Source organism: Streptomyces sp. NBC_00377 (genome assembly GCF_036075115.1).
GTDB lineage: Bacteria > Actinomycetota > Actinomycetes > Streptomycetales > Streptomycetaceae > Streptomyces.
Genome location: NZ_CP107958.1, coordinates 6,605,975 through 6,632,605, shown reverse-complemented (window position 1 = coordinate 6,632,605; position 26,631 = coordinate 6,605,975). Strand labels below are relative to the sequence as shown.

At 70.8% G+C, this 26,631-nt stretch carries 17 protein-coding genes; 5 read left to right on the top strand and 12 right to left on the bottom strand.

Annotated elements, in window-relative coordinates:
• Nucleotides 1–29: 29 nt before the first annotated feature.
• The 7 genes from OHS71_RS29380 to OHS71_RS29350 form a co-directional block, all read right to left on the bottom strand.
• Nucleotides 30–1,658, bottom strand: a complete 1,629-nt coding sequence (locus tag OHS71_RS29380; protein WP_328482335.1) for a fused response regulator/phosphatase — start codon at nucleotides 1,656–1,658, stop codon at nucleotides 30–32.
• A 106-nt stretch (nucleotides 1,659–1,764) separates the two neighbouring features.
• Nucleotides 1,765–7,215, bottom strand: a complete 5,451-nt coding sequence (gene pulA, locus OHS71_RS29375; RefSeq protein WP_328482334.1) for a pullulanase-type alpha-1,6-glucosidase — start codon at nucleotides 7,213–7,215, stop codon at nucleotides 1,765–1,767.
• Nucleotides 7,216–7,380: 165 nt separating this feature from the next.
• On the bottom strand, nucleotides 7,381–8,757 hold the full coding sequence (locus tag OHS71_RS29370) for an alpha-amylase (RefSeq protein ID WP_328482333.1): 1,377 nt from the start codon (nucleotides 8,755–8,757) through the stop codon (nucleotides 7,381–7,383).
• Nucleotides 8,758–8,903: 146 nt separating this feature from the next.
• Complete coding sequence (locus OHS71_RS29365; RefSeq protein ID WP_328482332.1) at nucleotides 8,904–10,592, bottom strand: glycoside hydrolase family 13 protein; 1,689 nt, start codon at nucleotides 10,590–10,592, stop codon at nucleotides 8,904–8,906.
• 222 nt (nucleotides 10,593–10,814) lie between these two features.
• Nucleotides 10,815–11,723, bottom strand: coding sequence for a sugar ABC transporter permease (locus tag OHS71_RS29360; RefSeq protein WP_328482331.1), 909 nt, complete (start codon nucleotides 11,721–11,723; stop codon nucleotides 10,815–10,817).
• A 13-nt stretch (nucleotides 11,724–11,736) separates the two neighbouring features.
• The gene (locus OHS71_RS29355) at nucleotides 11,737–12,741 is read right to left on the bottom strand and encodes a carbohydrate ABC transporter permease (protein ID WP_328482330.1); all 1,005 of its coding nucleotides are present in this window, start codon (nucleotides 12,739–12,741) and stop codon (nucleotides 11,737–11,739) included.
• A gap of 122 nt (nucleotides 12,742–12,863) precedes the next feature.
• On the bottom strand, nucleotides 12,864–14,138 hold the full coding sequence (locus OHS71_RS29350) for an extracellular solute-binding protein (protein ID WP_328482329.1): 1,275 nt from the start codon (nucleotides 14,136–14,138) through the stop codon (nucleotides 12,864–12,866).
• Nucleotides 14,139–14,535: 397 nt separating this feature from the next.
• Here OHS71_RS29350 and OHS71_RS29345 point away from each other — a divergent pair, with 397 nt between their 5' ends.
• Nucleotides 14,536–15,570: a LacI family DNA-binding transcriptional regulator gene (locus tag OHS71_RS29345; protein WP_328482328.1), complete on the top strand. Its 1,035-nt coding sequence runs from the start codon at nucleotides 14,536–14,538 to the stop codon at nucleotides 15,568–15,570.
• Nucleotides 15,571–15,701: 131 nt separating this feature from the next.
• Nucleotides 15,702–16,562 (top strand): phosphatase PAP2 family protein, encoded by an 861-nt coding sequence (locus tag OHS71_RS29340; protein WP_328482327.1) that lies wholly within the window; start codon nucleotides 15,702–15,704, stop codon nucleotides 16,560–16,562.
• A gap of 208 nt (nucleotides 16,563–16,770) precedes the next feature.
• Here OHS71_RS29340 and OHS71_RS29335 read toward each other — a convergent pair whose 3' ends face one another.
• Nucleotides 16,771–17,667: a LysR family transcriptional regulator gene (locus OHS71_RS29335; protein WP_328482326.1), complete on the bottom strand. Its 897-nt coding sequence runs from the start codon at nucleotides 17,665–17,667 to the stop codon at nucleotides 16,771–16,773.
• A gap of 72 nt (nucleotides 17,668–17,739) precedes the next feature.
• On the opposite strand from OHS71_RS29335, the gene OHS71_RS29330 reads away from it, so the two are divergent.
• Entirely contained in the window at nucleotides 17,740–18,663 is a 924-nt protein-coding gene (locus tag OHS71_RS29330; RefSeq protein ID WP_328482325.1) for a DMT family transporter, read from the top strand.
• Nucleotides 18,664–18,873: 210 nt separating this feature from the next.
• Here the strand turns inward: OHS71_RS29330 and OHS71_RS29325 are convergent, their stop codons facing one another.
• Nucleotides 18,874–21,870, bottom strand: a complete 2,997-nt coding sequence (locus tag OHS71_RS29325) for a bifunctional [glutamine synthetase] adenylyltransferase/[glutamine synthetase]-adenylyl-L-tyrosine phosphorylase (protein ID WP_328482324.1) — start codon at nucleotides 21,868–21,870, stop codon at nucleotides 18,874–18,876.
• A gap of 170 nt (nucleotides 21,871–22,040) precedes the next feature.
• Here OHS71_RS29325 and OHS71_RS29320 point away from each other — a divergent pair, with 170 nt between their 5' ends.
• Nucleotides 22,041–22,475, top strand: coding sequence for a VOC family protein (locus tag OHS71_RS29320; RefSeq protein ID WP_328482323.1), 435 nt, complete (start codon nucleotides 22,041–22,043; stop codon nucleotides 22,473–22,475).
• Nucleotides 22,476–22,648: 173 nt separating this feature from the next.
• On the opposite strand, the gene OHS71_RS29315 is transcribed toward OHS71_RS29320, so the two are convergent.
• Complete coding sequence (locus OHS71_RS29315; protein ID WP_328482322.1) at nucleotides 22,649–24,010, bottom strand: glutamine synthetase family protein; 1,362 nt, start codon at nucleotides 24,008–24,010, stop codon at nucleotides 22,649–22,651.
• A 332-nt stretch (nucleotides 24,011–24,342) separates the two neighbouring features.
• Here OHS71_RS29315 and OHS71_RS29310 point away from each other — a divergent pair, with 332 nt between their 5' ends.
• Entirely contained in the window at nucleotides 24,343–25,566 is a 1,224-nt protein-coding gene (locus tag OHS71_RS29310) for a globin domain-containing protein (protein ID WP_328482321.1), read from the top strand.
• A gap of 109 nt (nucleotides 25,567–25,675) precedes the next feature.
• On the opposite strand, the gene OHS71_RS29305 is transcribed toward OHS71_RS29310, so the two are convergent.
• Nucleotides 25,676–25,942, bottom strand: a complete 267-nt coding sequence (locus OHS71_RS29305; RefSeq protein WP_328482320.1) for a DUF6959 family protein — start codon at nucleotides 25,940–25,942, stop codon at nucleotides 25,676–25,678.
• A 123-nt stretch (nucleotides 25,943–26,065) separates the two neighbouring features.
• Nucleotides 26,066–26,509, bottom strand: a complete 444-nt coding sequence (locus OHS71_RS29300; protein WP_328482319.1) for an RrF2 family transcriptional regulator — start codon at nucleotides 26,507–26,509, stop codon at nucleotides 26,066–26,068.
• Nucleotides 26,510–26,631 lie beyond the last annotated feature (122 nt).

Below are 26,631 nucleotides of genomic sequence, written 5' to 3'. Positions count from 1 at the left end.
GCACTCCTGTTCTGGGGCGGCAACAAGGCTCAGCCTAGTGCCGTCAGCCGTAGGGCCAGCATGGCGATGTCGTCCTGCCGGTCGTGGCCGAAGCTGGTGAGGAGGGTGTCGCACAGGGCGTCCAGGCCCGGCATGGCGCCGATGGCCGCCGCGCGGAGGTGTTCCATCGAGACGGCGAGGTCGGTGCCCCGGGTCTCGATCAGACCGTCGGTGACCATGAGGAGCCGGTCGGCGGGTTCGAGGAACAGCTCGGTGGGCGGCGGGTGGGGGACGCCCGGGCCGAGCAGCGGGCCGGCCGCCTTGACGTAGTCGGCGCTGCGGTTGTCCCGGACGATCAGCGGCGGGATGTGACCGGCGTTGGCGATGCGGGTGCGCCCGGTGCCGGGGTCGATCAGGGCCAGGCAGACGGTCGTGGTGACCCCGGGGTGGTAGAGCCGCAGCATCCGGTCGAGGCGCTCGGCGAGCACGGCCGGGTCGCTCTCGTCGACGCAGTAGGCGCGCAGCGCGTGCCGGATCTCGACCATGACGGTGGCCGCCTCCAGCGAGTGCCCGACGACGTCGCCGACCGCGACCAGTACCCCTTCCCCCGTGCGCAGGGCGGCGTAGAAGTCACCGCCGATCTCGGTCTCCCGGGAGGCTGGCACATAGCGGACGGCGACGTCGACGCCCGGCAGCTCGGGAAGCCGGTGCGGGCGGGGCAGGAAGCTGTGCTGGAGGGTGAGCGCGACGTGCCGCTCGGCCTGGTACATCAGCAGCGGCTCGGCGGCGAGCACGGTGGCCTGGGCGAGCCGGGCCAGCAGGGACTCGGTCTCGGGGTCCACCCGGCGGACCTCGCGGGTGGGCGTGGCCAGGCACACCGAGGACCTGCCGTCCTGGGTGGGGGTCAGCACCAGCCGGGCGTCGTGCGGCACTCCGGGCCGGAAGAACCCGGCGGGCCACAGCGGTGCGGGCACCGAGGTGATCCGCACTCCGGCCTGTCCGTGGGTGAGCCGTCGCAGCAGGGCGACGACGGCCCGGTGGGCGTCCTGGTCCGGCAGTGCGAGCGAGGTGCGGTTCCTCGAGGTGCCCCGGTGCAGCACGTCGTCCGGGCCGAGGACGAAGACGGCGGCGGGAGAACCGGTGAGCCGCGCGGTTCCCTCGGCGGCGGCGTCGGCGAGTTCCTGCGGGGAGCGCGCCGCCTGGATGCCGACGATCGCCTCCGACAGCTGCGACAGCCGCCGTGCGGCCGCCTGGTCGTCGGCCCGCAGCCGTGCGGCCCGCACCGCCGCCCGGACCACCGCGTCGATCTCCTCGGGCTCGGCCGGCATCGCCAGGTGTGCCTCGGCGCCCGCCTCCAGTCCCTGTCCGCGGGCGCCGGGGGCCACGTCGCCGGCCGAGAAGTGCACGACGGGCAGCCCCGCCATGTGCGGGCGCGCCTTGAGCCGGCGGCACAGCTCGAAGCCGCTCATGTCCGGCAGTTCCACGTCGACGAGGGCCACGTCCGGCAGGGTGCCCTTGCGCAGCCGTACGTCGAGTTCGGTGAGGGCCTCGTGGCCGGTGCCGACCGCGACGACCTGGTGGCCGGCGCGGCGCAGCACGACACCCAGGGCGAACCGCCCGGCCGCCGTACGGTCCACGACCAGCACGGTCGTATCGGTCCGCCTGCCGTTGACGTTCATCTGTCAACCCTCGGACTCCCCCGGTGGAGCAGACCGGATTCAAGGTCTGCCCCACCAAGGTAATGCCCCTGTCCAGGGCGTCTCCAGGGGGCTGCGCCGCGTCCGGCTAGGACGCGGTGCGGGAGAAGACCGCCACGGTGCGTCCCGGCACGGTGAACGTGCCGGATCCCGTCAGGTACGACGCGGCGCGGACGGTGGGGTCGGCGCCCCCGGCCTGTACCGGGTGCAGGCGGTATCCCGTCCCGGCGAGCGCGTCGACCGTCTGCTTCGCCGGCGCCGGTGTCGCGTTGAACACGACGACGAGGTCACCGAGTTGCATGGTGATCACCCCGGGTGTCTCGTTCTTCCCCGACAGGGGGAAGGACAGCGCCGACTGCACCTGTGCGGCCGCGCCGAGGGAGAACGCCTTCTCCGTGGTACGGATGCGCAGCAGATCCCGGTAGGCGGCGGAGGTCGCGGTGATCTGCGGGCAGGCGACTGCGACCGACTTCAACAGTGGTTCGGCGTAAGGCCACTTGGAGGCGTTGTCGACGGCCGGCGGCAGCCCGCGCCCGAAGCCGTTGCCTGCGGCGCAGTTCCAGTGGATCGCGTTGAACCAGTCGCCGCTGTCGTAGGAGTTGCGGTCCAGGGACTTGGAGCGCAGCAGGTCGGTGCCGGCCTGGGACAGGGCCGGGCCCTGGGAGAGCGCGGCGGTGGCCATGGCGAGGACCTGCATACGGAAGCGGTCGGCCGCCGGGGTGTCCGCGGGCAGCCTGTACGTCAGCGCGTCGAACAGTGACTCGTTGTCGTGCGCGTCGACGTAGGCGAGGGCGTCGCCGGGTGCGTCCGCGTAGCCGGCCGGGGCGCCGTTGTAGTCGACCTGGGCGCCGGTGACCTCCTTGCCGTCGGTGCCGGTGAAGCGGTACGCGGCGAGGTTGCCGGACAGCCCGACCTTGATGAGGTCCTGGTAGTGCAGCAGCCGGGCCTTCTGCTCGGCCGGAGTACCGTTGCCGGTCGAGGAGTTGGGGTCGGTGTAGAGCCCGGACGCGAAGCCCTGGACGCCGGGGTCCTCGTCGAAGGGGCCGCCGCCGCGCACGGCGTCACGTGCCCGGTCGGAGAAGGTCGCGACGCCCGTGCCCGCCATGTTCTTCTGGGTGGCCTGCACGAACCGGGCGTCGTCGGCGACCTCGCCGAAGTTCCAGCCCTCGCCGTAGAGGATGATCTTCTTTCCGTCGACGCCGTCCTTGGCGGTGGTGAGCGCGTCGAGCGCCTTGCGCACCGCCAGGATGTTGGCCTTCGGGTGGTGCCCCATGAGGTCGAAGCGGAAGCCGTCGACCTTGTACTCCTTGGCCCAGGTGACGATGGAGTCGACGACCAGTTTGCCCATCATCGCGTTCTCCGTCGCGGTGTTGGCGCAGCAGGTGCTGTTCGCGACGGAACCGTCGGCGAGCAGCCGCTGGTAGTAGCCGGGCACGATTCGGTCGAGGACGCTGGTCGCCGCCTGGCCGCTCGCCGCCGTGTGGTTGTAGACCACGTCCATGACGACCCTGAGGCCGTCCTGGTTCAGCGCCTTGACCATCTCGCGGAACTCGACGGTCCGCCCGGTGCCGTCCGGGTCGGTGGCGTACGAACCCTCGGGGACCGTGTAGTGGTACGGGTCGTACCCCCAGTTGTAGGCGTCCTTCGGGGCGACGGCGGTCACGCACGCCTGCTGCTTGTCGGAGGCGGCGGGGTAGGAGGCGAGGTCGCAGTCGGTGGTCGCCTGCGCGGCCTTGTTCTCGGCGATGGTGGCGATGTCGAAGACGGGGAGCAGGTGGACGTACGAGGTGCCGGCCGCGGCCAGCTCCCGCAGGTGCTTCGAGCCGTCGCTCTCCCGGTCCGTGAAGGCCCGGTAGGTGCCGCGGTCTTCGGCCGGGACAGTGGTGTCCGCGACGGAGAAGTCCCGGACGTGCAGCTCCTGGATCTGGGCGTCCTTCAGCGGGACGGCCTTGGGTTTGGTGAGCGTCGACCAGCCGCCGGGGGCGAGGGACCTGTCGTCCAGGTCGACGACGAGACTGCGCTCGGAGTCGGTGGTGAGGGCGACCGAGTAGGGGTCGGTGACCTTGTTGGTGACGATCTTGCCGACACCGGGCGCCCACACCGTCACGGCGTACCGGTAGGGCTTGTTCTTCCAGGACCTGGGGCCGGTCACGGACCAGACACCCGTGGCGTCGTCGCGTTTCATTCTCACGGTGGAGCCGTCGAGCTCCAGCGACACCTGCTGCGCCGTCGGCGCCCAGACGGCCAGGGTGGGGCGGCCGTCGTGGAAGACCGGCCCGAGGCGCGCCCCGGTCGCACCGGCGTACAGGTCGTCCAGCACGCCGGCGATCTGCACGCCGGTCGCCGCCAGTACCGCCCCTCCCCCGGAGCCGGAAGCCTGGGAGGTGCCCCCGACGGCGCGCTGGGAGGCGACGACCTGACCGCTCAGCGCCTCACGTACCCGGTCCCGGTCGCGCGGGTCGACGGCCCAGGCGGTGTACCCCTTGAGGTGCGGGTACTTCGCCTTCTGGGCGTCGGTGAGGGCGGTCTTCGTCAGACGGAGCCACTTGGCCGACCCGGTGAGCGTGCCGTTGCGGACCGCGATCGAACCGTCCCGGCTGTACAGCAACTGGGTCGAGGCGGCGGCCTCGGAGCCGTTCCAGGCGACGGTGTTCCGGTCGATCCAGACCGCTTTGGACGTCGTCAGGTCGAGGGCCGCGGCCGAACCGGCCGGCTGCGGGAGCAGATACTTCTCCTGCCCGTTCAGCAGCCACACCTCATGGCCGTTCGCGGTCAGGTCCAGCGACTGGTCAGTGGGGAGGTCCTTCTCGTCGCCCTTGTGGAGGATGTAGCTCAGGCCGGTGGCACCGGCGGTGAGCGGCACCTCGAAGACCGCGCCGTAGGCGTCGGTCCTGGTGGGCTTCAGCGGGGCGGACCACTCGGTCGGGGCCGCGGCGCCCGTCCAGGTGTGCAGACCCCAGCCGTCGTAGTTCCCGTCGGCGCGGTGGTAGTGCAGGACGGCCTTGGCGGTGTCCTGGGCGGGGAGGCCGGGCCGTTCCGTGACGACGCCGTCCTTGCCCTGCTCGATCCAGACCTCGCCGGTCCGGGTGACGTCGATCGTGCGGTCGGCGGAGACGTCCTTGTCGCCGTCCTTGTCGATGACGAGGAAGCTGACGGACGAGGCGCCCGGCTTCAGCCTGACGTAGGCGAAGGCCCCGTAGGCGTCACGGCCGGTGAAGGGGTGGCTGTCCGGCCAGGTCGTCGACTCGCCGTCGGCGAGGTCGCCCCAGGCGTACAGGCCCCAGTCGGTGTAGTCGCCGTCGGTGCGCTTGTAGTGGACGATCGCGTAGTCACGGGAGGAGGCGGTGGGGGGCTCCTCGACGGGCGGGGCGCCGGTGACGGAGGCCGCGGTGGCACCGGCGGTGCGTCCGGCCGAGTCGATCACGACCGCCTTGTAGCGCAGGGCCGTTCCCGCGGGCACGTCCGCGGGAACGGTCTGGGTGACCCGGTAGGGGGCGTGGTCGGCGGAGCCCAGGGTCCGCCACTTCCCGTTGCCCGTCTGGGCGGCGAAGACGACCCTGTTGAGCCGGCCCCCGTCGACATCGGCATCGAGTGTGACGGTCCCGATCGCGCCGGGAGCGGGCGCGTGCAGGGACACGGTCGGCGCGGTGGCCGGGGCGGGCGGCCTGCGGGTGGCCTTGAGGACGACGGCCGAGCCCGCCGGGACGGTCACGGTGATCTTCTTGTCGGCGCCGGCGGCGACCGTCTTCGTGGTGCCGTAGATCCCCCGGAACCCGGTGTTCGCGGTGCCGGTCGCGAAGGTCGCGGCCCGTGCCCCGTCGGCGTTGTTGAAGGCGACCACGTACTCGGTGGTGTCCTTGCCGGTGCCGTTGCGGGAGAAGGCGTAGACGCCGGCGCCGTCGGCCGCGTAGCGCTCGGTCTGGACGCCGTCGGTGAGGGCGGGGTTCGCCCGGCGCAGCTGGGAGAGGGCGCTGATCTGCCGGTACAGCGGGCCGCGGGTGTCGTAGGCGTCGCTCGCGTGGGTGCGGTCGGTGCCGATCTCGTCGTCGTCGAGGTAGTCGGCCGTAAGGGAGGCGAACATGGTCTGGCGGGCGTCCTTGTCGCCGCCGGCGCCGGTGAAGCCCTGCTCGTCGCCGTAGTAGACGACCGGGTTGCCGCGGCTGAGGAACATCAGCTCGTTGGCGAGCCGGTCCTTGGCGAGGAGTCCGGCGTCGTCGGCCTTCGGGTTGTCCTGGTTCAGGAAGTACCCGATGCGGCCCATGTCGTGGTTGCCGAGGAAGGTGACCTGTTCGTAGGCGTTGGCCTTGTCGGTCGTGTACTTGTAGTCGTCGGCGAAGACCGAGGCGAGCTTGCGGGCGCTGCCGCCCTGGGAGACGTACTGGCGGGCCGCCTCCTGGAAGGGGAAGTCGAGGGTGGCGTCCAGGCGGCCCTGGGTGACGTAGGGAGAGGTGATCGACGTGTCGGCGGAGTAGACCTCGCCGAACATGAAGAAGTGGTCGCGTCCGTGCTCGGCCGCGTAGGTGTCCAGGGCCGTCGCCCACTGGGTCCAGAACTCCATGTTCACGTGCTTGACGGTGTCGATCCGGAAGCCGTCGATGCCGAAGTCGCGCACCCACCGCTGGTAGATCTTCTCCATCCCGCTGACGACCTCGGGACGTTCGGTCCACAGGTCGTCGAGGCCGGAGAAGTCGCCGTACGTGGTGGACTCGCCGGCGTAGGTGGAGTCGCCGCGGTTGTGGTACATCGTCGGGTCGTTGAGCCAGGACGGCACCTTGGTGTTCTTCTTCGCGGCGGGCACCGTCGGCGTGCGGGGGAATGAGTCGGCGTCCACCGGGGGGAACGGCTCGGCGCCGTCGGCGTGGTCCGCGTCGTCGAAGGGCTCGCCGTCCTTCGTCAGGTAGGGGAAGGCGCCCTTGGAGAGGTAGGAGTAGGACTTCTCGTCGTAGTCGACGACGTCGGCGGTGTGGTTGGTGATGACGTCGAAGAAGACCTTCATGCCCTTGGCGTGCGCCTTGGAGATGAGGGTCTCCAGGTCCTTGTCGGTGCCGAAGTGCGGGTCGACCCGGGTGAAGTCGGTGATCCAGTAGCCGTGGTAGCCGGCCGATGCTCCCCCCTTGCCGGCGCCCTGCACGGGCTCGTTCTTGAAGATCGGCGACATCCATATGGAGGTGGTGCCGAGGCCCTTGATGTAGTCGAGGCGCTGTGTCAGGCCCTTGAGGTCGCCGCCCTGGTAGAAGCCCTTGTCGGTGGGGTCGTAACCGGTGGACAGCCGCGAGCCGGTGAGCCCGCCCCTGTCGTTGGAGGGGTCCCCGTTGGCGAAGCGGTCCGGCATGACGAAGTAGAACTGCTCACGGGTGTCGTCGTGGCGGGCGGGTGCGGCCGCCAGCTTCGCGTCGGACGGCGGTGGGGGCGGGCTGTCCGCGTGCGCCGCGAGGGGCTGCACGAGGGCCGCGGCCAGCGCGGCCACGGTGACGGCCGCGACCCGTCGGGCGTTCGGCGTGGTGCGGCGCGTCGGGGGCGCCGGCCATCTCGGTGTCACAGGCGGGAACTCCTTGCGAATGCGGCTCTCTTGGGTCCGACCCCGACGCCGCGGGACGGCTTCGTCGCCGGGCGCCCGCGCGACGGTATCGCCGACGCAAGCTTTACAGCAAGGGTCGTGAAAGAACGAGAAAGAACTTTCACGACCCTTGCCTCACCGACCGGCTCAGCAGCTGGACTTGCCCGCGTAGAGCGCCAGCGCCGTGTTGGCGCCCAGCGTCGCCGTGAACTGTCCCGAGGAGTTCACGGTGACGGTCGTGTTGTTCTGTACGTTGCAGTAGGTGCCCGCGGACAACCCGGTCTGGAAGGTGCGGTTCAGGGAGCCGCTCTCGTGGTTGATGGCCACGTAGCCCTTCGCGCCCCGCCCGAAGGCGATCGCGTCACCGCCGTTGTCCCACCAGTTGCCGACCGGCTCGCCCCGCGTGGCGTTGCGGAAGGCGACCATGCGCATGATCTCCGGCCAGGCGTGCTGGCACTTCCAGCCGTTCTGCCAGCAGGCGCTCACCGCACCGCCGTCGGGCGGTCCCGCGTCCGCGTTCGACCACTCGTAACCGGAGTTGATGTCCGGGGCGCCGTACGGGTACGCGAGCATGAAGACGTTGGCGAGCGTGTAGTTCGCGCCGTCCTTGTAGGTGAGGGTCGATCCGTTGCGCTCGGTGTCGTGGTTGTCCACGAAGACGCCCGCGACCGAGCTGTTCAGGTAGCCCCAGCCCTCGCCGTAGTTCTTCAGATAGGCGAGGTTCTCGTTGTTGAAGACCCGCTTGAGGTCGTAGGCGTAGCGGAACTCCTGGACGTCCCCGTTGCCGGTGTACTCGGTCGGCTGGACGGCCTCCCCGCTGCCGTAGATGACCTCCTGTTTCCAGTACACACCCGGCTTCGTCAGCCGTGACTTGATGTCGGCCAGGTCGGCGGTGTCGATGTGCTTGGCCGCGTCGATGCGGAAGCCGTCGACCCCGAGGGTGAGGAGGTCGTTCAGGTACCCGGCGACCGTCTTGCGGACGTAGTCCTCGCCGGTGTCCAGGTCGGCGAGTCCGACCAGTTCGCAGTGCTGCACGTTCCAGCGGTCGCCGTAGTTGCTGATGCGGGACGTGCAGTCGTCGAAGTCGTAGGACGAGTACAGGCCCGGGTAGTCGTACTTCGTGTACGACGAGCCGCCGGTGCCGGTGCCGCTGCCCGCGGACATGTGGTTGACGACGCTGTCCACGACGACCTTCACACCCGCCGCGTGGCAGGTGTTCACCATGTTCTGGAACGCCGTGCGGTCGCCCAGGCGGCCCGCGATCCGGTAGCTCACCGGCTGGTACGACGTCCACCACTGCGAGCCCTGTATGTGCTCGGCGGGCGGGGAGACCTGCACGTAGCCGTAGCCGGCGGGGCCGAGGGTGTTCGTGCACTCCCTGGCGACCGAGGCGAAGTTCCATTCGAAGAGGACGGCGGTGACGTCCTTGGTGCCGGGCGGGGTGGCGGACGCGGCGGTGGGGGCCATGACGGCGGCCGCGGCGGCCAGGGCGAGGGCGCCCGAAAGCGGTCTGCTGCTTGCCATGTGGGGATGTCCTTCTCCGTTGAAGGCGCTTGCTGAAACATTTCAGCAATCTTGCGGTGACGGAGATGTTAAAGGCCCGCCGCCTGAAAAGGCAGCGGGCCGTGCGAAGTTGATGCAAGAACTTCCGGACTCCCCCCGAGGGGCTGTCAGACCGTGCTGAACCAGGCCGTCGTGTCCGCCGGCAGCTTCGCCTCGCCGCCGTCCGTCTCGCTCACCTCACCGCTCGCGAGCAGCACCCGTCCGTACGCGGGCGTCGTCACCGACTCCCCGGTCGTGTTCGTCACGCAGACGAACTCCCCGCGCCGGAAAGCGAGTACGCCCTCCGGCGCCTTCAGCCACTCCACCGAGTCGCCCGCGCCCAGGTCGGGCCGCGAGCGGCGGACTGCGAAGGCCGAGCGGTACAGCTCCAGCGTCGAACCGGGCACCCCTTCCTGCGCCTCGACGCTCAACTCGCCCCAGCCGGACGGCTGGGGCAGCCAGCTGCCGCCGTCGCCGAAGCCGTACGACGAGCCTTCACGCGTCCACGGGATCGGGACGCGGCAGCCGTCACGGAAGCCGTCCTGCCCGGCGCCACGGAAGTACGCCGGGTCCTGGCGCACCTCGTCGGAGAGGTCGACGACGTCCGGGAGGCCGAGTTCCTCGCCCTGGTAGACGTACGCCGAGCCGGGGAGCGCCAGCATCAGCAGCGTGGCCGCCCGCGCGCGCCGCAGGCCGACCTCGCGGTCGCCCGCCGTGCGGATCTGGGTGCCGAGGCCGGGCGGGTTGGCGAAGCGGGTGGCGTGCCGCGTCACGTCGTGGTTGGACAGCACCCAGGTGGCGGGGGCGCCGACCGGGCGCATCGCCTCCAGGGTGCGGTCGACGACCTCGCGCAGCTCCGCCGCGTCCCACTCGGTGGCCAGGTACTGGAAGTTGAAGGCCTGGTGGAGTTCGTCGGGGCGGACGTAGTTCGCGGTGCGCTCGACGGTCGGGGTCCACGCCTCGGCGACGAAGATGCGCTCGCCGGAGTACTCGTCGAGGATGAGCCGCCACTGGCGGTAGATCTCGTGGACGCCGTCCTGGTCGAAGAACGGCATGACATCGTTGCCCAGCAGCTTGAGTTGGTCGTGGGCGCCGAGGTCCGGCAGACCCGCCGCCTTGACCAGGCCGTGGGCCACGTCGATGCGGAAGCCGTCGACGCCCATGTCCAGCCAGAAGCGCAGGACGGAGCGGAACTCGTCCCCCACCGCCGGGTGGTCCCAGTTGAAGTCGGGCTGCTCGGGCGCGAAGAGGTGGAGGTACCACTCGCCGGGGGTGCCGTCCGGCTCGGTGACGCGCGTCCAGGCCGGGCCGCCGAAGATGGACTCCCAGTCGTTGGGCGGGAGTTCGCCGCTCGCGCCCTTGCCGGGCCGGAAGTGGTAGCGGTCACGCAGCGACGATCCGGGCCCTTCCCGCAGCGCCCGCTTGAACCACTCGTGCTGGTCGGAGGAGTGGTTGGGGACCAGGTCGACGATGATCCGCAGGCCCAGCCGGCGGGCGTCGCGGATCAGCGCGTCGGCGTCCAGGAGGTTGCCGAACATGGGGTCGACCGCGCGGTAGTCGGCGACGTCGTAGCCGGCGTCGGCCTGGGGGGAGGCGTAGAAGGGGCTGAGCCACACGGCGTCCACGCCGAGGTCGCGCAGGTAGGGGAGGCGGGAGCGTACGCCTTCCAGGTCGCCCATGCCGTCGCCGTTGCTGTCGGCGAAGCTGCGCGGGTACACCTGGTAGATCACCGCGTCCCGCCACCAGTCACGGCGCTTGGCGACGGTGGTGACAGCCGAGGTGGTAGTGGGGGCCGGGGCTGCGGGCTGCTGGCTCATGGCGTCCTTGGGGCGATGGGGGTCCCTCCCGCTCGAGCGCGTTCGAGAGTGGGGGAGGGGCTGTTGACATGGAGTTGGGGCTCGGCTTCGTGGTCGAGGGCGAGTGGTCGCGAGACGGGTCGACGAGGCGGGTGGATGAGGCGGCCGCGGTGCCGGCGGGGTCGGATGGACACCGCGGCCGCCACCCGCGCGTCATTCGGCGCGCGGGAGTCTCGCAGGGGCTCAGCCCTTGGTGCCGCCCGCCGTGAGGCCGGTCACCAGGTTCTTCTGCACGAGGTAGAAGAACACGGCGGCGGGTATCGCGATCAGCACCGCGGTGGCGGCCATCAGGTTGCGCTGGGCGTCGTGCTCGCTGACGAAGGACTGCAGGCCCACGGCGAGGGTGTACTTGTCGTCGCTGAGCATGAACGTCGACGCGAAGGCGACCTCGCTGAACGCGGTGAGGAAGTTGTAGAAGGCGGCCACCGCGAGACCGGGCTTGGCCAGCGGCAGGATCAGCCGGAAGAAGGTGCCGAACGGGGTGAGCCCGTCCACCCGCCCCGCCTCGTCGATCTCGAAGGGGATGGTGTCGAAGTACCCCTTGAGCAGCCAGGCGCTGTACGGGATGACCGTCGTGCAGTAGACGAGGATCAGGCCGAAGTAGTTGTCGATGAGCTTCAGGTCCGAGAGGATCTGGTACATCGGCACCATCAGCACCGCGACGGGGAACATCTGGGTGACCAGCAGCACCCACATGAACTTCTTGTAGCCGGGGAAGCGCATGCGGGAGACGGCGTAGCCGGTGGTGGCGGCGATGAGCACGCCGACGGCCGTCGTGCCGAGCGTGACGATGAGCGAACTCTTCAGCCACTCGAAGAACTGGGTGTGTTCGAGGACGAACGTGTAGTTGCGGAACGACATCTTGTCCCAGATGCCGCCCGGGTGCAGGTAGTCGTCCTTGTCCGGGCCGAGGGACAGGTAGACCAGCCACGCGATCGGGAAGAGCGCGATCACGCTCGCGACGAGCAGGATGCCGTGGGAGGCGAGGGAGCCGGCGAGGCTGTTCTCGCCGCGGCGGCGGGTGCGGCGGGGGGACTTCGCGGAGCGCTGCTCGGGTACGGCGGCGGAGGTCTCTGCTGTGGTGCTGCTCATGGGAACTCCTGCCTCAGATCGCGAGCTGCTGCTCGTTGCGGTTCAGCCAGCGGCGGTAGAACGAGGTGAAGACGATCAGGATGGCCAGCAGCAGGATGCCGTAGGCGGCGGACTGGGCGAAGTCACGTGGCTGCTGTCCGAAGCCGAGGTAGTACGCCCAGGTGACGAGGATCTGCGCGTCGGGGGCGGTGGTGCCGAACAGCAGGAAGATGACGGCGAACTGGTTGAAGGTCCAGATGATGCCCAGCAGGACGACGGTGGAGCTCACGGACCGCAGCCCCGGCAGGGTGACGAACCGGAACCGCTGCCAGGCACTCGCGCCGTCCATCTCGGCGGCCTCGTAGAGGGAGGCGTCGATGGCCTGGAGGCCACCGAGCAGCGAGATCATCATGAACGGCACACCGCACCAGGTGTTGACCATGATCGCGGCGAAGCGCTGCCAGAAGGTGTCCTCGAGCCACTGCGGCGAGGGCAGGTGCAGGGCGTCGAGCGCGGAGTTGATGATGCCGCCGTCGGCGAGCATGAACCGCCAGCCGAAGACGGTGACGAAGGTGGGCACCGCCCAGGGCAGCACCAGGATCAGCCGGTACAGGGTGCGTCCGCGCAGCTTCTGGTTGAGGAGCAGGGCGAGGCCGAGGCCGATGCCGTAGTGCAGGGCGACACAGGCGGCCGTCCACACGATCGTCCAGATGAAGTGCGACCAGAAGCGGTCGTAGGCCGTCGGGCCCCACAGGATGTCGGCGTAGTTGTCGAGGCCGATGAACTTGTAGGTGGCGTCGATGTGGTTGACGCCGATCGTGCGGGCCGTGTTCAGGCTGTTGGCGTCCGTCAACGTCAGGTACAGGCCGTACACCAGGGGGTACAGCACGAGGACGCCGAGGACGACCGCCACCGGGGCGATCATGGCGTACGCGTACCAGTGCTTCTGGTAGCCGCGCCTCAGGCGCCCGGCCGGCCCGGGCCTCGGCTCACGGTCACCGCGGCGCTTGCCGGTCGCGCGGTCGATGGCGACTGTCATGGTTCGACACCTTCTGGATCTTCACGCTGGATCGTCGACGGGGGTACGGCTCAAGGCTCACAGACCGGTGGCCGCCGGATCTCCCCCCTCCAGGATGTGGAAGATCCGGCGGCCACACCGGCTCACTTGCTGAAGTCCGGCACCAGCTTGGCGATGGCGAGTTCAGCGTTGCTCAGGCCCTTGTCGAGGGTCTCCTTGCCACCCGCGATCTTGGGCAGTTCGGTGTCGAGCGGACCCCACAGGGAGCTGTACTCCGGCAGCGCCGGGCGCGGCTGGGCGGCGGACAGGACCGTCTGGTAGCCGGCGATGCCCGGGTCGGCCTTGACGGCGGCGGTGTAGGCGTCGTCACGCGTCGGCAGCGTGGAGTTCTTCTGCGCGACCGTCGCCTGGCTCGTGGCGGAGGTCATGAAGTTGAGGAACTTCAGCGCCGCGGCCTGGTGGGCCTTGTCCGAGCCCGCGTAGACCGAGAGGTTGTGGCCGCCGGTCGGCGCGCCCGCCTTGCCGGTGGAACCGGCCGGGACGGTGGCGATGCCGAGGTTGGCCTTGTCCGCGAAGGCGCTGCCCTTGTAGAAGTTCGTGATCTCCCAGGGCCCCTGGACGATCGCGGCGACCTTGCCGTTGACGAACGCGTCCTGGATGTGGGCGTACGCGTCGGCGGTCGTGTCGGCCTTGTGCAGGCCCTTGCCGTCGAACAGACCCAGCCACGTGCCGTACGCCTTCTTCGCGGCCGCCGAGTCGACGGTGATCTTCTTGGCGTCGGCGTCGACGGTGTCGGTGCCCTCGCCGTAGAGGAAGGACTGGGCGTAGTAGGCCTGGGTGGAGCCCCAGTAGCCGTCGACGCCGGTCTTCGCCTTGACGGTGGCGGCGGCGGTCTTCAGGTCGTCCCAGGTCTTGGGGGCCTCGGTGATGCCGGCCTTGGAGAAGAGGGCCTTGTTGTAGACCAGCGCGAGGGTGTCGGTGACGATCGGCACGCCGTACGTCTTGCCCTCGTACTTGGCCTGCTCGATCAGGTTGGACTTGAACTTGTCCTGGTCCTTGAGGGCCTCGGTGCCGTCCAGCGGCAGGAAGTAGCCCTTCTTGGCGAAGGCGGGGGTCCAGCCGACCTCGGAGCGCAGCACGTCCGGGGCGCCGGAGGCACCGGCGGCCGTGTCGAACTTGTTCTGCGCCTGGTCGAAGGGCACGTTGACGTACTTGACCTTGACGTCCTTGTTGGCGGCCTCGAACTGCTTGACCAGGGCCTGGTACGTCGGCGCCTCATTGGTGGCGTTGGAGGTGTCCCACCAGGTGATGGTGACCGGCCCGGACGCTTTGTCGCTGCCGCTGTCGTCTCCGCCGCAGGCCGTCGCCGCGAGGGCGAAGGACGCCACCAGCGCGGTGGCCGCTATGCCACGCCGCATGAGTTTCTCCTTGAGGGTGAGAGCCCGTTTAGCTACAGGAAGCGGTCCCGTCCGCTGTCCTGCCGACTCCGACCGCGCCGTTGCTGCCGTCGGGCGACGTGAACGTAACAGCGTTGTAAGCGGCACGAAAGAGCTTGCAGCAAAAAAGCGCAAGAGATCTCCGAAGTTATCCGCGCGTGACCCGTGCGTGACCTCCCCTCGACCGCCGCGAGACCGTAGTTGTCATGGCCCAGAGGCCTCATAGCGGGACACAGGGGCACTGTGCAAGACTCTGCAAGCTCTTGCCATCACTTTCATGAGGAGCGCGATGACGCAGCAGCCCGCGGGCCGTTCACCAGGTCGCCCACGGCGTCCGGTCGGTGTGCAAGGCAGCACTCGACCGGTACAGTCCACCCCTGTGACCACACGGCTTGCCGACATCGCTGCGCAGGCGGGGGTGAGCGAAGCGACCGTCAGCCGCGTTCTCAACGGCAAGCCCGGTGTCGCCGCCACCACCCGTCAGTCCGTGCTCGCCGCTCTGGACGTCCTGGGCTACGAGCGCCCGGTCCGGCTGCGCCAGCGCAGCGCGGGTCTGGTCGGCCTCATCACGCCGGAGCTGGAGAACCCGATATTCCCGGCCCTGGCCCAGGTCATCGGCCAGGCGCTGACCCGCCAGGGCTACACCCCCGTCCTCGCCACCCAGACCCCGGGCGGCTCCACGGAGGACGAGCTGACCGAGATGCTGGTCGACCGAGGCGTCGCCGGCATCATCTACGTCTCGGGGCTGCACGCGGACACCACGGCCGACATGGAGCGCTACGAGCAGCTGCGCGCCCAGGGCGTCCCCTTCGTGCTGGTGGACGGTTTCTCGCCGAAGGTCCAGGCGCCGTTCATCTCGCCCGACGACCGGGCGGCCATGACCCTGGCGGTCACCCATCTCGTCTCGCTCGGCCACACCCGGGTGGGCCTGGCCCTCGGACCGAAACGGTTCGTGCCGGTCCAGCGCAAGATCGAGGGCTTCGTCCGGGCGGTCCAGGAACAGCTGCGCCTCAGCCCGGACACGATCGAGACCGACCTCGTCCAGCACTCCCTGTACACCCTGGAGGGCGGCCAGGCGGCCACCAACGCCCTGATCGACCGGGGTTGCACGGCGATCGTCTGCGCCAGCGACATGATGGCGCTCGGCGCGATACGGGCGGCCCGGCAGCGGGATCTCGCCGTTCCGCGGGACGTGTCGGTGGTCGGCTTCGACGACTCCCCCCTGATCGCCTTCACCGACCCGCCGCTCACGACCGTCCGCAAGCCGGTCCCCGCGATGGGACAGGCCGCGGTCCGCACGCTCCTCGAGGAGATCGGCGGGACTCCGGCGCCCCACAGCGAGTTCGTGTTCATGCCGGAGCTGGTGGTGCGCGGTTCGACCGCTTCGGCTCCCGGGGACCGGAATCGTCCGTAGGACGGAGACGTCCGGGTTCCCGCCGGTACGCCGGCAGTAGACGAAGTGGTCCACCCGCCGTAGGAAGTGCGGGCCGGACCCGGCCGGGGGATGATCGGTCGAAGAGGTCTTTTCTGGCAGACTTTATGTCCATGGGTGAATCGACTGTGACGCCATTGGAAGGCCGTGACCAGGCCCTTCCGAACCCCGTCACGGCCGCACCCCGACAGCGCCGCCTCGACCGGCTGCGCACCCCCCGTCGCCCCCGCCTCCGGTTCGAGATCCTCCTCATCGCGGTGAGTTACTGGATCTACTCGCTCGTGCGCAACGCGGTTCCGGAACAGCGTTCCGAGGCGCTGCGCAACACGGACTGGATCTGGCGCGTGGAGCACGGCCTCGGCCTCGCCATGGAGGAGTCCGTCAACCACGCGGTGAACTCGGTGACCTGGCTCATCGTGGGCATGAACTACTACTACGCGACCCTGCACTTCGTCGTCACGCTCACCGTCCTGGTCTGGCTCTACCGCAGTCACCCCGGCCGGTACGCGGCGGCGCGCCTGGTGCTATTCGCCACCACGGCGGTGGCCCTCGTCGGTTACTACCTGTATCCCCTGGCGCCCCCGCGGCTGATGCCGGGCGGCGACTTCGTCGACACGGTGATGGTCCACCAGACGTGGGGCTCGATGGCGTCCGGCGACCTCAAACACATGTCCAACCAGTACGCGGCGATGCCGTCCATGCACATCGGCTGGTCCGTGTGGTGCGGCCTGACGGTCTTCGCGCTGGCCAAGCTGCCCTGGGTCCGCATCCTCGGCCTGCTCTACCCGGCGGCGACCCTGGTGGTCATCGTCGCGACGGCCAACCACTTCTGGCTGGACGCGGTGGGCGGCATCCTCTGCCTGGCCTTCGGCTTCACGGTGGCCCGCATCTGGTACGGAGCCCTGCCGTACGCCCTGCCCAGGCGGGTGCCGGCGAGAGGCCGGAACAGCCCTCCGCTCCCCACCAGGGTATGACCTCCGCCGGAACAGGAAGCGCGGCCCAACGGCTCGACGCCGGGCGTCACGGCACGACGTCGGGCACCACGGCTCGACGTTCGATGTCCTCGCCCGACGCCCGGCGCCGCAGGGCCTCACACGCTCAGCGAGCCCTGCACTCGCGGCCCGCGGACAACCGCTCGGCGCCGCGGGACAGGCTCCGCCAGGTCCGGCGGGGCACAGGATGTCACTTCTCTTCTGCGGCGCCCTTGAGCGCGTCGATGAACGCGTCCAGCGCCGGCTGAGTCGGCGCCGTCTCCCTGACCACCGCCTGGATGGTCCGCAGCGGCACGGGATCGCGCACCTCCCGTACGACGACCCCGGGATGCCGGCTCCCCAGCCCGAGCCGGGGCACCAGACTCACGCCCAGCCCGGCGGCCACGAACCCCTGAGCGGTCACGTAGTCCTCGCTCTGCACCGCGAACCGGGGCCGGAACCCGGCCGCCGCGCACGCGTCGAGCTGGGCGTCGAGACAGGGGCCCGGCCACTCGCTCCCCACGAACCCCTCCTCGGCCAGCTCCGCCAGCCGCACGCTCCGCCGTCCGGCCAGCCGGTGACCGCGCGGCAGGACGGCGAGGTAGGGATCGTCGAGCAGATGCGTCAGCCGTACGCCGCTCTGCTGCCGCCCCTCGCCCCACACCAGCAACGCCAGGTCGGCGCGCCCCTCCCGCACCTCCGCCACCGGGTCGACGGAGTCCACCGTCAGCTTCAGATCGATCCGGACGCCGGGATGTGCCGCGCGCAGCCGCGCCACGGCCGGCGCCACCAGCCCGGCCCCGGCGGTGGCGAAGTACCGCACCGCGAGCCGCCCCGTCCGCCCGGCGAGCAGGTCGGCGAGCGCCGTCTCGGCCTCGGCGACCTGCCGCCCGATGGCGTCCGCGTACTCGGTGAGCAGCAGTCCGGCGGCCGTGGGCCGCACGCCCCGGCCGACCCGCTCCAGAAGGGCGGCTCCCGCCTCCTTCTCCAGCGCGGCGATCTGCTGACTGATGGCGGACGGCGTGTACCCCAGCACGGCCGCGGCCCCCGTCACCGAGCCGCTGCCCACGACCGCCCGCAACACCTGCATTCGCCGCACATCGATCATGCAGTCCAGCTTAACGAACCATCCAGAACATTTCACTTGTCCTCACAGGTGGTGCGGGCGACGGTAGGGAGCATGCCCCTCGCCTCCACACTCCGCATGGCCGCGCTCGCCCTCTTCTGGGGCTCCGGCTTCCTCTGGATCAAAATGGCCCTGACCCATGGGCTGACCCCCGCCCAGATCACCATCGCCCGGTGCGCCCTGGGCACGGCCGTCCTGCTGCTCCTGGCCCGCCGGGCGGGCCAGCGCCTCCCCAGGTCCCGGACCACCTGGCGCCACCTCGCCGTGGCCGCCCTGTTCTGCAACGCGCTGCCCTTCGCGCTCTTCGCCCTCGGGGAGCGGCACGTCGACTCGGGCATCGCGGGCGTCCTCAACGCCACGACCCCGCTCTGGTCCCTCCTCATCGGCGTCGGCCTGGGCACGGACCGCGGGCTGCACCCGGTACGGCTGACCGGCCTCGTCCTGGGCTTCGCCGGCACCGTGGTGATCTTCGCCCCCTGGCAGCACGAGGGCCTCCTCGGCCGGCCCGCCCTGTACCTGCTGGCCGCCGCGGCGAGCTACGCCGTGGCCTTCGCCTACATGGCCCGCCACCTGACGGCCTCGGACTCGCCCATGGCCATGTCGGCGGCCCAGCTGCTGACCGCCACGGCCTGGAGCACCCTGGCCCTCCCGGCGGCCGGCCCCCTCCACCCGGACGTCACGGCCCTGCTCGCCGTCACCGCGCTGGGCGTCCTCGGCACGGGCCTGACCTTCTACCTCAACTACCGCCTGATAGCGGACGAGGGCCCCACGGCGGCGGCGACGGTCGGCTATCTGCTCCCGGTCGTGTCGGTCGCGCTGGGCGCGGTGGTACTGGACGAGCACATCGGCGCGCGCGTGCTCGCCGGCATGGCGGTGGTCCTGCTGGGTGTGGGACTGACCCGCAGGAGCAGGGCGTCGTCACGCGCGCGAGGATCGGCGGGAACGCCTGCCGACGGCCCGACGCAGCGCGTCGCCTAGCCCTCGCACACCTCGCCCCCGGTACCTCCCGCCCGCTGCCCGCCCGCGCTCCGGCCGACTCCCGCACGGCTTTCACCGGACGGCCCACCGGCCACCCGCTCACCTGTACCCGTCTGCCCGCCGACCCGTGCCGGCCTGCCCCCTGACCGGTGCACGTCTGCCCGCTGACCCGCGCCGGCCGGCCTGCCTGCCCGTCTTCCCGCTGCCCGTCTAGCCGCCGTAGAACAGCTCGTCCACCACGCTCCGGGCCCGGCGCGCGGTACGCCGGTAGTCGTCGAGCATGTCGCCCACCAGCCCGGTCCCGTACCCCAAGTACCGCCCCACGGCGACCAGTTCCCGCGCGTCGGACGGGAAGGTGTCCCCGGCGCGCCCGCGCACCAGCATCACCGCGTTGCGCACCCGGGTCGCCAGCACCCACGCCTCGTCCAGGATCGCCGCGTCCTCCTCCGGGACGAGTCCGGCCTCACGCGCGGCGGCGAGGGCCTCACGGGTGCGTGTGGTCCGCAGCCCCGGATCCGTCGCGCCGTGCCGCATCTGGACCAGCTGCACCGTCCACTCGACGTCGGACAGCCCGCCCGGGCCGAGTTTGGTGTGCAGCTTCGGATCGGCGCCCCGGGGCAGCCGCTCCGACTCCATACGTGCCTTCAGCCGCCGGATCTCCCGCACGGCCTCCTCGCCCAGCCCGTGCGCCGGATACCGCAGGGGGTCGATCAGCTCGATGAACCGCCGCCCCAACTCCTCGTCCCCGGCCACGACCTGGGCCCGCAGCAGAGCCTGCGACTCCCAACCGAGCGACCAGCGGCGGTAGTAGGCCTCGTACGACTTCAAGGTACGTACGAGAGGGCCCGACTTGCCCTCCGGACGCAGGTCGGCGTCGATGAGCAGCGGCGGATCGGCACTGGGGATCTGGAGGAGGCGGCGCATCTCGGAGACGACCTTGTTCGCGGCCTGCGCCGCCTCGCGCTCGTCGACGCCGTCCCGCGGCTCGTGCACGAACAGGACGTCGGCGTCGGATCCGTAGCCGAGTTCATGACCGCCGAAGCGGCCCATGCCGATGACGGCGAAACGGGTGGGGAGCGAGTCGCCCCAGCCGTCCCGCACGACCGCGCGGAGCGTACCGGCCAGCGTGGCGGCCGTCAGGTCGGACACGGCCGCGCCCACCAGGTCCACGAGGGCGCCCTGGTCGGCCTCGACGGGCTGCGCCTCCGTCCCGTAGGAGGCGACGATGTCCGCAGCGGACGTCCGGAACAGCTCACGCCGGCGGACCCCGCGGGCCGCGGTGACGGCCTGCACCACCCCGTCGGCCCGGCGCACCGCGGCGAGTATCTCCTGCTCCAGGTGCGCCCGCCCGCGCGGCTCGAGGCCCCCGCCGTCCCCGTCGCCGAGCAGCGCCACCGCCTCCGGGGCCCGCATCAGCAGGTCGGGGGCGAGCCGCCCGGCGGACAGCACGCGCGCGAGGTTCTCCGCCGCGGCGCCCTCGTCCCGCAGCAGCCGCAGGTACCAGGGCGTCTTGCCGAGCGCGTCCGACACCTTGCGGAAGTTGAGCAGACCCGCGTCCGGGTCGGCGGAGTCCGCGAACCAGCCCAGCAGCACGGGCAGCAGGGTGCGCTGGATGGCCGCCTTGCGCGAGACGCCGGAGGCCAGTGCCTCCAGGTGGCGCAGTGCGGACGCGGGATCGGCGTAGCCCAGTGCGACCAGCCGTTCCCGGGCCGCCTTCGGGCTCAACCGGGTCTCACCGGGCGCGAGTTGGGCGACGGCGTCGAGCAGCGGCCGGTAGAACAGCTTCTCGTGCAGCCTGCGCACCACGGCGGCGTGCCGCTTCCATTCCTGGCCCAGCTCCACGACCGGGTCGGTGCGCAGTCCGAGGGAGCGGCCCAGTCGCCGCAGGTCGTCCTCGGCCTCGGGCACGAGATGGGTGCGCCGCAGCCGGTAGAGCTGGATCCGGTGCTCCATGGACCGCAGGAACCGGTAGGCGGCGTCCAGTTGCTCGGCGTCGGCGCGTCCGACGTAGCCGCCCGCGGCGAGCGCCTGGAGGGCGTCGAGCGTGGTGCCGCTGCGCAACGACGCGTCGGCCCGCCCGTGCACCAGCTGCAACAGCTGTACGGCGAACTCGACGTCCCGCAACCCGCCCGGCCCGAGCTTCAGTTCCCGCTCCACCTCGGCGACCGGGATGTTCTCGACGACCCGTCGCCGCATCTTCTGCACGTCGGCGACGAAGTTCTCCCGCTCTGCGGCCTGCCAGACCATGGGCGCGACCGCGGCGACGTACTCGGCGCCGAGCGTCAGATCGCCGGCCACCGGCCGCGCCTTCAACAGCGCCTGGAACTCCCAGGTCTTGGCCCACCGCTGGTAGTAGGCGAGGTGACTGGACAGCGTCCGCACCAGCGGCCCGTTGCGCCCCTCGGGCCGCAGATTGGCGTCGACGGGCCAGATGGACCCTTCCACGGTGGTCTCGGAACAGATCCGCATCAGGTGCGAGGCCAGCTTCGTGGCGGCCCGCAGCGCCTTGCCCTCGTCGGCCCCGTCGGCTGCCTCGCCCACGAAGATCACGTCGACGTCGGAGACGTAGTTCAGTTCGTGTCCGCCGCATTTGCCCATGGCGATGACGGCGAGCCGGCACAGCGCGGCGTCGTCGGGCGCGGCGGCCCGGGCGAGACCCAGGGCCGCCCGCAGCGTGGCGGTGGCGAGATCGGCCAGCTCGGCGGCGGTCTCGGCGAGATCGGTCGTCCCGCACACGTCCCGCGCCGCGATGGACAGCAGGCACCGCCGGTAGGCGACGCGCAGCGACACGGGGTCGGTGGCCCCGGCCAGCTCCCGTACGAACTCCTCCACCCCGGGGTGGAGGTCCCGCGGCTCGTAGGTGACCAGCACCTCCCAGTCCCGCGGATGCCGGGCGAGGTGGTCGGCGAGGGCGGCGGACGCCCCCAGCACCCCCAGCAGCCGGTCGCGCAGCGGCTTGGCCGCTATCAGCGTGTCGAGCAGCTCCCGGCGGGCGGTGAGCCCGGGCTGCGCCTCCAGCAGCCGGACGAGTCCGTGCAGGGCGAGATCGGGATCGGCGGTGCCGCCGAGTGCCTCCAGCAGGAAGGGGTCGTTGCGCACGGGGGACAGCTCGGGCCCGTCCAGCAACCGCTCGGCGGCGGAGGGGTCGGTGAAGCCGTGCCGCAGCAGCCGTGTGAAGGTGCTGCTCCTGCGCCCCGGCGCCATCATCCCCGGCCCTCCCTCGGATCAAGGTCGTACGCACCTGAGCGTAACCCGCACCCTTCGGTGGCGCCCCGGACCGGTTTCCGCTTCTGTGGAACTTCGGACGCTGCGGGGCCGGAGGTTCTGTGAGACTCGGGTTCTCCGAACAGCGACGGCCGTGACAAGGGAGTCAAGCCATGGACATGACCCTAGAGGTGATCCTGCTGCCGGTGTCCGACGTGGACCGGGCCAAGGAGTTCTACCGCGACAAGGTCGGCTTCCACGTCGACCTCGACGGCGAGGTCATGGAGGGCGTACGCATCGTCCAGCTCACCCCGCCCGGCTCGGGATGTTCGATCGCCCTGGTGGACGGCCTCCAGGTCCCCACGGGGACACCGCAGCCGGGCACGTACCACGGCATGCAGCTCTGTGTGACGGACGCGAAGGCGGCGTACGAGGAACTGACGGGCCGTGGCCTGGACGTCACCGAACCCCAGCGGTTCTCGCCCCAGGACGGAGCGACCTTCATGTATTTCAAGGACCCCGACGGCAACGGCTGGGCGATCCAGGAGTACCGCCGCCGGGAGACGGAGCCGCTGCACCAGGTGCTGGCACAGCTGAAGGCCCGGTAGGACTCCGGCCGCGGCGCGGGACCACGGGGGTCGTCCGGAAGCCGCCGGCTCAAGGACGGCCCGAACCCGGCCGGCACGGACGGCCGGCGACCGGGCGGGACACCGAGGGGCCGACGGTCCACGACCGTCGGCCCCACGTGCCGTCCCAGCGGGAAACCCGCCCTGAGCTGCGCTTACAGCACCGGCAGGTTCTTCCGCAGCTCGAACGCGGTGACCTCGGAGCGGTACTCCTCCCACTCCGCCTTCTTGTTGCGCAGGAAGAAGTCGAAGACGTGCTCGCCGAGGGTCTCGGCGACGAGGTCGCTGCGCTCCATCAGGCCCAGCGCCTCGCCGAGGTTCTGCGGGAGCGGCTCGATGCCCATGGCGCGGCGTTCGGCGTCGGACAGCGCCCAGACGTCGTCCTCGGCGCCCGGCGGAAGCTCGTAGCCCTCCTCGACGCCCTTGAGGCCGGCGGCGAGCAGCATGGCGTACGACAGGTACGGGTTGGTGCCGGAGTCGAGGGAGCGGACCTCGATGCGGGCGGAACCCGTCTTGCCGGGCTTGTACATCGGCACGCGCACCAGCGCGGAGCGGTTGTTGTGGCCCCAGCAGATGTACGAGGGGGCCTCGCCGCCCGCACCGGCCGTGCGCTCGGAGCCGCCCCAGATGCGCTTGTAGGAGTTGACCCACTGGTTGGTGACGGCGGCGATCTCGGCCGCGTGCTTCAGCAGTCCCGCGATGAAGGACCGGCCGACCTTGGAGAGCTGGTACTCCGCACCCGACTCGTAGAAGGCGTTGCGGTCGCCCTCGAAGAGCGAGAGGTGGGTGTGCATGCCGCTGCCCGGGTGCTCGGAGAACGGCTTCGGCATGAAGGTCGCCTGGACTCCCTGCTCCAGTGCGACCTGCTTCATGACCAGGCGGAACGTCATGATGTTGTCGGCCGTGGAGAGGGCGTCGGCGTAGCGCAGGTCGATCTCCTGCTGGCCGGGGGCTCCCTCGTGGTGGGAGAACTCGACCGAGATGCCCATCGACTCGAGCATGGTGATCGCCTGGCGGCGGAAGTCCATGCCCACGTTCTGCGGGGTGTGGTCGAAGTAGCCGGAGTTGTCGGCCGGGGTGGGGCGGGAGCCGTCGGTCGGCTTGTTCTTCAGCAGGAAGAACTCGATCTCGGGGTGGGTGTAGAAGGTGAAGCCCAGGTCGGAGGCGCGCGCGAGGGCGCGCTTCAGCACGTACCTGGGGTCGGCGAAGGACGGGGAACCGTCCGGCATGAGGATGTCGCAGAACATGCGTGCGGTACCGGGGGCCTCCGCGCGCCAGGGAAGGACCTGGAAGGTGGACGGGTCCGGCTTCGCGATCATGTCCGACTCGTAGACCCGGGCGAAGCCCTCGATGGCGGAGCCGTCGAAACCGATGCCTTCGTCGAAGGCCTGTTCGAGCTCGGCCGGGGCCACGGCGACGGACTTGAGGAAGCCCAGCACGTCCGTGAACCACAGCCGTACGAACCGGATGTCGCGCTCCTCCAACGTCCGGAGCACGAACTCCTGCTGCTTGTCCATCTTCCGCTTCCCCATCCTTGCTGGTCAGGCCGCCTGTACCCCGTCCCGGGCAGAGGCGGTCGGGCACCCGAGCATCACACCACAACACCATTTCGTGCGCGTTGCCGACCATGATCGTCTCGGCGACCGGGGCCTGAACGCCTTCCGTCCGGCAGATGTATTACCTCACGTCCGGCAGATGCACTGCTCTGTCGCCCATCTTGCCTGCTCGGGCCGACATCCGTAATGCCCGACCTCCCCCGTCTCACTCGGCTCACTTAATTTGCATCTCAGATGCGACTTTAACTAGGTTGCCGGGCAGCAGAACACCGAGTCAGCTTTGAGGAGCCCCGATGCTGTCCGAGCAGTCCGCAGCCACCGTCCGCGCCACGCTCCCCGCCGTCGGCGCGGCCATCGGCGAGATCACCGAGCGCTTCTACGCCGGCCTCTTCGCGGCGCATCCGGACCTCCTGCGCGATGTGTTCAACCGCGGCAACCAGGCGGCGGGCACCCAGCGCCAGGCCCTGGCCGGGTCCATCGCCGCCTTCGCCACGCGGCTCGTCGAGCACACGCCCGAGCGTCCGCAGGCGCCTGGCCTTCCGCAGGACCGCCCCGACGCGATGCTCACCCGGATCGCGCACAAGCACGCCTCGCTCGGCATCGCACCCGAGCAGTACGCGGTGGTCCACGAGCACCTCTTCGCCGCCATCGCCGACGTCCTCGGCGAGGCGGTCACGCCCGAGGTCGCCGCGGCCTGGGACGAGGTCTACTGGCTGATGGCGAACGCCCTGATCGCCATCGAGCGCCGCCTGTACGAGGAGAGCGGGGAGACCCCCGGGACCTGGCGTGAGTGGGAGATCGTGGAACGCGTCCCGGAGACCGCGGACGTCGTCACGTTCTCCCTGCGTCCGCGCGACGGCGCCCCGGTGCGGGACTTCCGCGCGGGCCAGTACGTCTCCGTCCGCACGCGGCTCCCCGACGGCGCCCGCCAGATCCGGCAGTACAGCCTCTGCGGCGCACCGGGGTCGGACGAACGCCGGATCAGCGTCAAGCGCGTGACCGGCGGCCCGGCGACCCCTGAGGGCGAGGTCTCCAACCACCTCCACGCGCACGTGGAGGCGGGCAGCGTGCTCGAGCTCTCCGAGCCGTACGGCGACCTGGTCCTCGACGAGGCGGGAGGCACCCCCCTGCTGCTCGCCTCCGCGGGAATCGGCGTCACCCCGATCGTCTCGATGCTGGCCCATCTCGCAGCCACCGGCCACGACGCGCCGGTGACGGTCGTCCACGCCGACCGCTCCCCCGCGGACCACGCCCTGCGCACCGACCACGAGGCGTACGCGGCGAAGCTGCCGGACGCCTCCGTGCACCTCTGGTACGAACGGGAGGCCCCGGCCCACGCCCGGACGGGCCTCGCCGACCTCACGGACGTGTCCGTCGCGCCGGGTACGCGCGCGTACCTGTGCGGGCCACTGCCGTTCATGCGGGCGGTCCGGGCGCAGCTGATCGAGAAGGGCGTCGCCCCCGCGGACGTGCACTACGAGGTGTTCGGCCCCGACCTGTGGCTGGCGCGCGCCTGAGCCGGCGCGGCGGCCCGCCCCCTCCGGGCGCGGAGGGGGCGCCCGGAGGGGGCGCGTGGGCGCGGGGGCCGCACGAGCGCGGTACACGGGCCGTCGCGGGCCGCCCGGCTCAGTACGGCCGGGGGATCTCGTGCTCGTCGAGCGCGGTCGCGTAGCGCTCCAGCAGGGTGTCGAGGCCGGCCAGGAGGAGCCCGGCGGCGTCGCGGGCGTCGCCCAGGTCACCGCGCTCGCAGGCCTCCACCAGCTCGGCCACGTCGGTGCGCAGGATGTGCAGGGAGTCGCCCTGCACCAGCACTCCGGGGAACCGCCGGCCGGGCAGGCGGACTACGGCGTTGTTGCCGCCGGCGGTGAACAGCTCTGCTTCGATGCGTTCCATCGGGCCATCCAATCCGGCCCGGCGATGCGCCTTCAACCGCATTGCATGGGGGAAACGTGAAGGCGGCTCCCGGCGCCCCGCGGCCGGCCGTTGCGCGTCGGCGGTCCTCGCACGGCGGCCGGGTCAGGCGAACCCGGGGATGCCCAGCAGCAACGGCCCCGTCGGTTCCGCCACGATGTCCGCGACCGTGATCGGGTCGAGGGAGGCGAAGAACGCCTCCTGGGCCCGGCGCAGGGCGCCGCGCAGACGGCAGGCCGACCTGAGCGGGCACGGAGTGGCGCCCTCGCAGTCGACGACGTCGCCGTCACCCTCGAAGGCGCGGACGACCGAGCCGACGGAGGCCGTGCGGCCCCGGTCGGTGAGGGCCAGGCCGCCGCCCCTGCCCCGGCGCGCCTCCAGCAGACCCAGGTGCTGAAGCTCGGCCACGACCTTCGCCGCATGGGTGTAGGGGACCTCCATCGCGGCCGCCACGGCGCGGGTGGTGGGGGTGGCCTCGGGGGTGTCGCCCGCCACCGCGAGACGCATGAGGACGCGTAGTGCCAGGTCGGTGGATCGCAACAGCCGCATGGAAGGAAGCGTAGATAATGCGCATCTCCGCTACAAATTATCGTCTGCCGATCATGGACTCCCGATCTCGGACTTCCCTGCCTTGACATCCTCCCTGCCGTGGACACCCCGACCGTGCACGC

Coding starts and splice junctions, on each gene's coding strand:
- OHS71_RS29380 (WP_328482335.1), bottom strand. CDS start 1,658: ATGAACGTCAACGGCAGGCGGACCGATACGACCGTGCTGGTCGTGGAC.
- OHS71_RS29370 (WP_328482333.1), bottom strand. CDS start 8,757: ATGGCAAGCAGCAGACCGCTTTCGGGCGCCCTCGCCCTGGCCGCCGCG.
- OHS71_RS29365 (WP_328482332.1), bottom strand. CDS start 10,592: ATGAGCCAGCAGCCCGCAGCCCCGGCCCCCACTACCACCTCGGCTGTC.
- OHS71_RS29360 (WP_328482331.1), bottom strand. CDS start 11,723: ATGAGCAGCACCACAGCAGAGACCTCCGCCGCCGTACCCGAGCAGCGC.
- OHS71_RS29355 (WP_328482330.1), bottom strand. CDS start 12,741: ATGACAGTCGCCATCGACCGCGCGACCGGCAAGCGCCGCGGTGACCGT.
- OHS71_RS29350 (WP_328482329.1), bottom strand. CDS start 14,138: ATGCGGCGTGGCATAGCGGCCACCGCGCTGGTGGCGTCCTTCGCCCTC.
- OHS71_RS29340 (WP_328482327.1), top strand. CDS start 15,702: ATGGGTGAATCGACTGTGACGCCATTGGAAGGCCGTGACCAGGCCCTT.
- OHS71_RS29335 (WP_328482326.1), bottom strand. CDS start 17,667: ATGATCGATGTGCGGCGAATGCAGGTGTTGCGGGCGGTCGTGGGCAGC.
- OHS71_RS29330 (WP_328482325.1), top strand. CDS start 17,740: ATGCCCCTCGCCTCCACACTCCGCATGGCCGCGCTCGCCCTCTTCTGG.
- OHS71_RS29325 (WP_328482324.1), bottom strand. CDS start 21,870: ATGATGGCGCCGGGGCGCAGGAGCAGCACCTTCACACGGCTGCTGCGG.
- OHS71_RS29320 (WP_328482323.1), top strand. CDS start 22,041: ATGGACATGACCCTAGAGGTGATCCTGCTGCCGGTGTCCGACGTGGAC.
- OHS71_RS29315 (WP_328482322.1), bottom strand. CDS start 24,010: ATGGACAAGCAGCAGGAGTTCGTGCTCCGGACGTTGGAGGAGCGCGAC.
- OHS71_RS29310 (WP_328482321.1), top strand. CDS start 24,343: ATGCTGTCCGAGCAGTCCGCAGCCACCGTCCGCGCCACGCTCCCCGCC.
- OHS71_RS29305 (WP_328482320.1), bottom strand. CDS start 25,942: ATGGAACGCATCGAAGCAGAGCTGTTCACCGCCGGCGGCAACAACGCC.
- OHS71_RS29300 (WP_328482319.1), bottom strand. CDS start 26,509: ATGCGGCTGTTGCGATCCACCGACCTGGCACTACGCGTCCTCATGCGT.